Genomic DNA, 7,339 nt, shown 5'->3' on the forward strand with positions numbered 1-7,339 from the left:
GCTATCACTCCTTACACTTCAATCTTCATAATGGAATTGATCCACACGAGACAGCCGCCAAGCACCAGCAGACAAAAGGTGGACAGGATCATCCCTGTACCGCTGTATAACGGCATCATGTAGTCTCCTGCAGTCATTGTCATAAATAGGACAAATAAAAAAGGCGCCGCAAACATAACTCTCGATTCAAAACGCTTCTGCGCAATCATCACACTGATCTCCTGCTGGATTTCCAGCTTCTCTCCAATGACATTTGAAGCCCGGCGCACGACCTCCACCAGATCACCTCCGGTTCGTTTACAAGCCGCAAATACATCCGAAAAATTCGTAATATCCTCAATCTGCGCCCGGCGGGCCAAATCCTGCAAAGCGTCCTCCACGGGCTGACCAATTTCAAGACAGGCTGTAATAATGCCAAATTCAAAAATCAGATCATGATCTCCATCCGGACTAAGCAATCTCAAATCCTCCACAGCCTCACGAAAAGCATTCTCAACCGACCTTCCTGCCGAAAGAGAAGAAGAGAGCGAGTACAAAGCCTGCTTGAATTGGATGCTTAGAACGGATCTGCGCCGTTGCAGCAAAAATTGCCTGAAATAACGAGGCATTGCCAAAGCCCCTGCAGCACAAAGCAGCGATATTATCCATTGGTGATAAAATAAATAGCCGATTATTGCGAATAGGACACCACTCAAAATAACGCACATACTTTTTTGTATCGTCGATAAGGTATATACCGTATAAACGGGTAGAGAAGTAACCTGACGGGATGCTTGCTCCGGCCTCACAACCGATATTCCTGTCTTCATACCGATACTTCCCTCCTGTGCCAGCCTTCCGGCTTTATCCCGGCCATTTGCAGCTTCAAGGTGTGCTGCAGGCCTTCACCACAACGTTCCAATCCTCCTATGATTTGCCCTTTACTTTCTCCGTGTTCTTGAAAGCGATAGAGCGGATTAAGCGCCACTTCGCCATTTTGAAAACCAATCACTTCACTGATTTCCAGCACCCGTCTGGATTTGTCACGCAACCGGGACAGATGCACAAATATATCAATGGCCGAGCTGATCTGCTGCCGTACTACACCTAGCGGAAGCTCAGCCCCGCTGAGCACCATCGTTTCCAGTCTGCTGACCATATCGCGGATATTATTCGCATGACCGGTTGATAACGACCTTTCTAATACAAAATGGTATTAAAAAAACGCCCCGATTTTGGGGCGTTTTACTTCATTACCTTTTACTTGTATAGATAAGATTTAGTGCATCTTCAAATCCAAACCTATAGCATTTGTCTGCATAGTTAATGCTATTCTGAATTAATGCATCTTCTAACTTGAGTATTAAGGCCCTACTGTTATTTGGTAAAACCTCTTTCAGCTTTTTGAGAATTTCATTAAACTCTTCATTCAACTGAAATGTCTGTTCCTCGCATAAACCTATTACCTCTTGCACTCTTTTCTCGATTGCTGGTTCTATCCAAGTTTCGATCATCTACTCATCTCCTAAGAAGCAATTGATAAAAAGACAAATAACCTGTATACTCACGATGAATTATTTTGACGTGGGACTGATTTGGCATCCCTGCCAGGATAGCCAACCCACATTAAGCGCCTCTCTTTGGGAGGCGTTTTTTTCACATCCTTCCACATATTTGATAAACAACTATCCTTGCTAAAACGTACCACATACACCGCGCGAAATTTGTCGAAACATGTCTACGGATTCGTTTGGGCTTTCCTAGGGTGAATTTATGTTGACTTTCGGTGTAATATATGATAATAGCCCGACCAAAGGCCGGGCGTGTTTGTTCAGATATATTTTTTAAGCCTCTTGTATTTATCGTTCGAAATCGGACAAGTATAGTCCGAATCCTTGAAAAGTACAGTTACCCCATAGGGCTTTACATCAAATCCAGAAACTTTGTCTAAATTTATAAGATTACCTTGTGTTGCAGGATACAAATGCGGAAAAGCTGCTTTACACTCCGCAATAGTAAGTCCCACGACAAACGCGCCTGCAGAAAAATGGAACCTTGGTACGTAGTAGTTCTTTTTCGGTACAACCATATCCGTGAATAGGATATCTTTAGCTGGGAGCAGACTCGATTTTCCCCCTTTGACATGAGGGGTAGCAAAAATGTACCTTCTGTCATCTTCGAGGCATTTAGCCTGCTCAATGTAATGTTCAAAATTGGGTAAAGAAGCTTTATTCGCTGTGCTCATATCACTACCATTAAAAAAAATCCGCCCACCAAAGTCACCTGTATCTATCGTAGACACTCTTTTCAGATTAACAAGTACACCTACATCTGCACCAGCAAAATCAGGAAACCCGCTAACCACTTCCTTATGTGTGGTGGGGACTGTGAAGGTGCCTGTCGCGGTATAGAAAAGTGGTATTTCATAATTACTTTTAGGAAACCACCTTTCTATACCTATTATATCGCGCTCAAAAAACGAATATTGTGTTCCAAATAATCCATCTTGTATGATCTCGGTTGCAAAAATCTCTTTGTTGTCCATACAACACAAATTTATCTTTCTTTAGATTTTAGTAATTCTTGTGGTGTTTTAACAGTGCCGGCGATGAGCTTACGACCTTTGGCATATCCTTTTGCTTCAGACACCAACAATTTTGACAGCGTGCGTGCTATTGTTTTCTTCATATGTTTATTCACCTCCTTGTGGTAGTAATGTTATGGCTTGCAGCATAAAGGATAATGCAATTACCGGAGATAGTATTAAAAAATTGACTATAATTATAGCAAGTGATATCCACTTAAGATAAGGGTCAAAACATGATGGATTTACTTCTTCGAAAAATTTCGGCGCTTTCCAGAGGATTATTACCCCAGAAAGTGCTGTTAGCATTATTGTAAACTCCTTATTAACAGGTATTAAAGGCAAAGCAGCAAATACCACTGCACATAATATAGCGCAGACCATAAGAGATTTTAGATGTACCCCGCCGGAAAAACGTCTTAATGCAGCGAATGCTATAATGGCGAGCAGTGCCTCAAAAAAATGACCCAGTATAAAACCCAAAAGACCAGTGAGTATAAGACATAAATACCAGTTTAGCTTTATCGCAATAGCATAGGTTAATACCTCAGCACTCCCTGGTCCATATGGATCAGTCTTTTTTATTTCGTTCGCGATATGCCTCGATAGCATCCATAGCATCTTTAGCATCCTTCCTTTTTGAGAACAAGTAAGAGATTGTGAAAGTAAACAGTGATACTATGAGAAGTCCTAAAGGATTCACATTTGCCAAAAGAAAAACAGCCGATACGATAGTCACCGTAGAGATAAGTGTGACAATTACATATTGCATGTTTGGGCTTTCTGAAAAGTTAGTGGGTGAAAAAAAATCATGGGGAGGATCGGCGATAAACGAAAATCCACGGCCCGTAAACTTTAGAAAAAAAGAAATTGTATATAACATAACTATTGATGAAGCTTGAAGCAGCGATATTTGGACCCCAGTAGATTGCTTGAACACATCAACCTGCAGCAAACCTAAGATATCGTAGCAGTAGTATATCAACATTTGGAGCATAGCATATGCACTTAAACTAGCTCCCCACATAAATGACGCTAGATGCATCCTTATCCCAAAGACATAGCGAGAGAACAATACATAAATCACGTACTGTAACGGCAAATCAATCACAGATAGGTTGAAAACCACCCTCATTAAATAAGAAAAAAAGGTCATACATATTACAAGAATCGCGACCTGTTTAAAATGCCATCGCTTTAACGGCAACATATAGAGCTTTAAAGTGAACAAAATTATACCCAACCCTTCCAGCACGCTAAGCACTAGAAAACCTACTTTTGTTAACACAATGCACCACCTTACTGTCAATATATCCTTATTATAAGGCGGCATGAGGCGTAAGCAAGTGATTTAATAAAGAAACTATACATTTGTCGATATAATATCCTCCAGCTTAATCCAACTAAAATCATCCTCGCCGCGAGACAGCTTTACTTCCCTATGCCCGGTGTTAATTGACGTAACTACACCTACTATAGTTATATCGTCAAACGGATCAAATACAGTAACCGTGACCTCTGTACGGCGATTGTATGAGTCTATAAGTGCTCTCTCAATCAAGCGCGTTTCCTGGTCATCAAGTTCCGGCTTGCTGCGCCGCTGTTCCTCTTTCATAAGACGCAATATACCCTCTCTATGTTCAGGCAAAATTATGCGTGAGCTTTCCCAAAAGCCGTTGTCTTCAAGTTTCTTCCCCATGGTGTAACCTCCTGATGTGTTATGTACCGATTATATTACGAACATATGTTCCATTCAAGGAAGAAAATAAAATATAGAAAAATATTCCTAGGTCTGATAGACTATGCCCATAGAAATTGATTATTTAGGGGGAGAAAAGTTGAAGAAAACGTTAAGTTTAACAGTTGCAGCTATCGCAGCAGTTACCCTGCTTGCTGGGTGTGGAACTGACAAAACCGCTATAAAGGACGAAACTCCTACACAGGCAAAAGTAGAAAGTCAGCCAGCTAAGGAAACGTCTAATGCTGAACCTGCGACTACTAAAGAAGGGGCTGCGCCTGTTGAAGCAGAGAAAAAGCCTGACGACATTTGGACATATTATAACGATGCAAAATGGTCTGACACGTGGAATGGTGTTAAATCTAGTATAGAAAAAGTAGTAGTAACGGATCGCGCCCCTAAAAAAGAGGACCCGAACGATTTCACTGCATCTGCTGTTGGGGGAAAATTTAAAATTGAGTATACGACTGCTGTTGGGGTAAAATTTAAAATTGAGAATACGACCAAAAACTTATACACCACTTATCCCGATAAAGCCGAGCTTGTTACATCTACGGGTGAACAAGTTCAAGCCGATATGGTAATATCCGATCACATCGGCGGCGAGATTGAAGAAGGCGTTATTAAAGACGGAATCATTTTTTGGTTTTTAAAACCCGGCCATGCTTCAGATATCAAGTGGATTAAAATGAAATGGTATGTAACCGAAGGTGACGGACTAGGCATGAACCAAAAACGAAAAGAATATTCAGTCAAACTTGAGCTTAAATAAAAACAACCCCGGAGCAATCCGGGGTTTAATTTTGTAGGATATCCAATTGCCATGAATAAACGTTGTATGTTACCATAAGAATAGAAAAAGGGACCGGTAGCAGCCGATCCCCATGCACGACTTACCGCTATAAGAGCGGTCGGCTCGGGTTTGGGTCAGTGAAATAGACCGTCTACCTTTGCACAGGGCGGTCTATTTCTTTTTGTTTTGGTTCAACGCAATAACAATCGTAACGATTAATCCGATCAACGCTACTAATAGCGTGCCGAACATCATCATTAATGTCAGAGCATCCTTAACCTCCACAGGCATCACCTCCTTTACAGGAGACTAGCCGACCGCCCTATATAGCCGTTTTGTCGCACAATCCAGATTATACCACAAAAAAGCTCTAGGTAGGTCTGGAGACTTTACTTTTATTTTTCCATTAATTCATTGAATATTTCTCTATCTTCGGAAGTAAAGTCGGAAATCCGTTTCTTTTGCTCGTATGTGTTGTTACTTGAATCCAATTTGATGAAGCCATTTTCCCCAACCATATATACGATATTTTTTTTTATCTTATATGACACAATATTATCAACAGCTTTTTTCGTTGGAGCAGCAAGATGATTAAAAAGTATTAAAGGGTCGCCCGGCCCCCCACTCAAAATTTGAAAAGTCCCGTCACCAAAATATTCTACGGTATCTGTGCCTTCTGGGTATTTATAGTTCGTATTATCAAAAAAATTTACTAGAAAAATTATAGTAGTAGTTATAACTAGTAGAGAGACCAAGATCAAAATAAAGATATATCTACGCTTCATCTGCAATTCACACCTCACTTCCAAGCTTTTCTTGTATCAGTTACTGTAACATAAGACGTATACTCATTGAGTGTTCCCCATGATTCCATTATATTTGTTAGATTGGCCGCAGCCCAACCGAGTTTGTTGTTCCCAGTAAACATTTGTTTAAAATTAAACTCGAAATTATATTTATCATAATATATTGTAGTAATTTTCCATTGCCCGTCAACGTAGTTTCCATTTATTTTATAATACATCTTGTGAAAAGCATTATATAAATCTTTATCACTTTCTAATCGCGCAGATCCATTATAAGAAAAACTTTTAACTTTTTTACCATTAGCTTCTTTGACTTCATCATTAACTATTGCGATGTGCTCTTTAGACTTTTTAATTTGCTGCGCCTCATATGACCACTCGTTAAAGTATAAATTTCCTGGTTTGTAATCAAGTGAATGTTGAAGTAAATTGGCTGTGATGTTCCCGTACATCTTTCGGGCTATAGGAACAGCTACTGATGTAAATACTTTACGATCAGGATAATGTATTACAGTATCTGTAGATTTCTTTACCTTCTCTACGCCTCGCACCCAAGTCTTTTCTAGTTCTACCATAGGATTTTCAAACGGTCCAGCATCTAGTTCTACCATAGGATTTTCAAACGGTCCAGCATACACAGGATATTCAAACGGTCCAGCATACACTAACATATTCTTACTATTTTCCAGCACTTCCTGCGAAACATCAGACTGATCCTGTTCTCTTGTTTCCTTAGGTTCTACCTGAGGACTGTACTGAATTTTTCCCAATTGATCTTCTTTTTGTTTTAAAACAAGTTCAAACTCAAGAATCTCTTTGCTGGTATCAATCTGTTCTTGATACTCATCTACATAAGCGTGTGTAAACGTAATATCTCGGATTGTATTTTCATTTCTAACGATTTGGATATTACATTTGCGATAGTAATCCTCACTATCAGGTTTATATTCTGTGTTTGCCCATGTATACAGCATGTTGGATTTATCCGCATTGTTTATAACTGAAGGGAGCGAATGAAGCGGAATTTTGCTTCGAATATGTAGTGAATGAGTCAAGTTCGGAGACTTAGCTGAAAGATTTATGGAACTATTATTCTTATAAGTAAAACCAATGACCTCACCTCTTACAAACTCGATTGGTTCACCACCGGATTTGCGTTCTATTCTTAATGAAATGCTCATTGAAGTAATCTCCTCCGTTAATCTAATCTAGCTCTATAGGAAAAATTTATGAAATTTAATTCCCAAATATTAATATATACGAAAAATATTAAATAGTAAACATATTTTCAACGTGGTAAATGGACGACAATTGAGTTTCGTAACCTGTTAGAAACGATAAAAGCTCTGCCGACCACGAGGGTAGCAGAGCTTTTTGTTTTATTTAGAGTATTCACTTACTTCAAACGTCAGGATACGATCATACAGCATGTAGTCCTT

At 39.7% G+C, this 7,339-nt stretch carries 11 protein-coding genes and 1 pseudogene; 1 reads left to right on the forward strand and 11 read right to left on the reverse strand.

What is annotated here, in order from left to right; translation table 11 throughout:
• Positions 1–11: 11 nt before the first annotated feature.
• The 8 genes and pseudogenes from JO375_RS21735 to JO375_RS21765 form a co-directional block, all read right to left on the reverse strand.
• Positions 12–809: a type II secretion system F family protein gene (locus JO375_RS21735; protein WP_229526415.1), complete on the reverse strand. Its 798-nt coding sequence runs from the start codon at positions 807–809 to the stop codon at positions 12–14.
• A pseudogene (locus tag JO375_RS21740) lies at positions 806–1,174 on the reverse strand (CpaF family protein); the annotation flags it as partial. The gene JO375_RS21735 and the pseudogene JO375_RS21740, both read right to left, overlap by 4 nt.
• Positions 1,175–1,232: 58 nt before the next feature.
• Complete coding sequence (locus JO375_RS21745) at positions 1,233–1,493, reverse strand: hypothetical protein (protein WP_229526416.1); 261 nt, start codon at positions 1,491–1,493, stop codon at positions 1,233–1,235.
• 317 nt (positions 1,494–1,810) lie between these two features.
• Positions 1,811–2,524, reverse strand: a complete 714-nt coding sequence (locus JO375_RS21750; protein ID WP_229526417.1) for a LytTR family DNA-binding domain-containing protein — start codon at positions 2,522–2,524, stop codon at positions 1,811–1,813.
• A gap of 11 nt (positions 2,525–2,535) precedes the next feature.
• Positions 2,536–2,667, reverse strand: a complete 132-nt coding sequence (locus JO375_RS24660) for a hypothetical protein (RefSeq protein WP_267497800.1) — start codon at positions 2,665–2,667, stop codon at positions 2,536–2,538.
• Positions 2,668–2,671: 4 nt separating this feature from the next.
• Entirely contained in the window at positions 2,672–3,193 is a 522-nt protein-coding gene (locus JO375_RS21755) for an accessory gene regulator B family protein (RefSeq protein WP_322098768.1), read from the reverse strand.
• On the reverse strand, positions 3,135–3,851 hold the full coding sequence (locus JO375_RS21760; protein WP_229526418.1) for a hypothetical protein: 717 nt from the start codon (positions 3,849–3,851) through the stop codon (positions 3,135–3,137). The genes JO375_RS21755 and JO375_RS21760 overlap by 59 nt, the downstream gene beginning before the upstream one ends.
• A 75-nt stretch (positions 3,852–3,926) precedes the next feature.
• Positions 3,927–4,262, reverse strand: coding sequence for a YolD-like family protein (locus tag JO375_RS21765; protein WP_229526419.1), 336 nt, complete (start codon positions 4,260–4,262; stop codon positions 3,927–3,929).
• A 139-nt stretch (positions 4,263–4,401) separates the two neighbouring features.
• Here JO375_RS21765 and JO375_RS21770 point away from each other — a divergent pair, with 139 nt between their 5' ends.
• Positions 4,402–5,073 carry a hypothetical protein gene (locus JO375_RS21770; protein ID WP_229526420.1) on the forward strand — a complete coding sequence of 224 codons (672 nt, stop codon included), beginning with the start codon at positions 4,402–4,404 and terminating at the stop codon, positions 5,071–5,073.
• 192 nt (positions 5,074–5,265) lie between these two features.
• On the opposite strand, the gene JO375_RS21775 is transcribed toward JO375_RS21770, so the two are convergent.
• The 3 genes from JO375_RS21775 to JO375_RS21785 form a co-directional block, all read right to left on the reverse strand.
• A complete protein-coding gene (locus tag JO375_RS21775; protein WP_010347020.1) occupies positions 5,266–5,379 on the reverse strand; it encodes a putative holin-like toxin in 114 nt (37 codons plus the stop codon).
• A gap of 110 nt (positions 5,380–5,489) precedes the next feature.
• The gene (locus JO375_RS21780) at positions 5,490–5,879 is read right to left on the reverse strand and encodes a hypothetical protein (RefSeq protein ID WP_229526421.1); all 390 of its coding nucleotides are present in this window, start codon (positions 5,877–5,879) and stop codon (positions 5,490–5,492) included.
• A gap of 14 nt (positions 5,880–5,893) precedes the next feature.
• A complete protein-coding gene (locus tag JO375_RS21785) occupies positions 5,894–7,081 on the reverse strand; it encodes a hypothetical protein (protein ID WP_229526422.1) in 1,188 nt (395 codons plus the stop codon).
• Positions 7,082–7,339: the final 258 nt, after the last annotated feature.

This window comes from Paenibacillus farraposensis (genome assembly GCF_020736845.1).
Taxonomy (GTDB): Bacteria; Bacillota; Bacilli; order Paenibacillales; family Paenibacillaceae; genus Paenibacillus; species Paenibacillus farraposensis.